The sequence below is a fragment of the Cognatundibacterium luofuense genome (assembly GCF_018139685.1).
Lineage (GTDB): Bacteria > Pseudomonadota > Gammaproteobacteria > Burkholderiales > Burkholderiaceae_D > Undibacterium > Undibacterium luofuense.
The window spans coordinates 1-426 of record NZ_JAGSPN010000181.1; the positions used below are offsets into that span (position 1 = coordinate 1).

Genomic DNA, 426 nt, shown 5'->3' on the forward strand with positions numbered 1-426 from the left:
ATTGAACAGGCCGTCATCGACACTCTTGCACACTACGGCCTGGCGGGTGAGCGCAAAGAAGGCGCTCCCGGTATTTATATTGGTGACGGCCCATGGAAAGGCGCCAAAATTGCCGCTCTGGGACTGAAAGTACGTGGCAATGGTTGCACCTACCATGGCGTATCACTCAATGTGGATATGGATCTCGCCCCTTTTTCCTGGATCAATCCCTGCGGCTATGCAGGACTGGCCACCGTAGATATGAAGACTTTGGGCGTGCAGGCTACACTGAACGACGTGCAGCAAAGACTCGCACAGCATTTACAAGATCTCTTATCCGTTACCCACGAAACTCTTTGATTTTTCGAAACGTACCGTATCATGACAACCGAAAATACTCCTGCATCCCCAGATACCACCGCCAGCCAGGCAGCTTACGATCCGACT

The 426-nt window shown here is 52.1% G+C and carries 1 protein-coding gene; it reads left to right on the top strand.

The window, feature by feature from the left end; genetic code table 11:
- Positions 1-339 (top strand): lipoyl(octanoyl) transferase LipB (lipB, locus tag KDM89_RS19925; protein ID WP_212689621.1); only part of this gene is annotated, 339 nt, incomplete at its 5' end.
- Between the last annotated feature and the right edge of the window lie 87 nt (positions 340-426).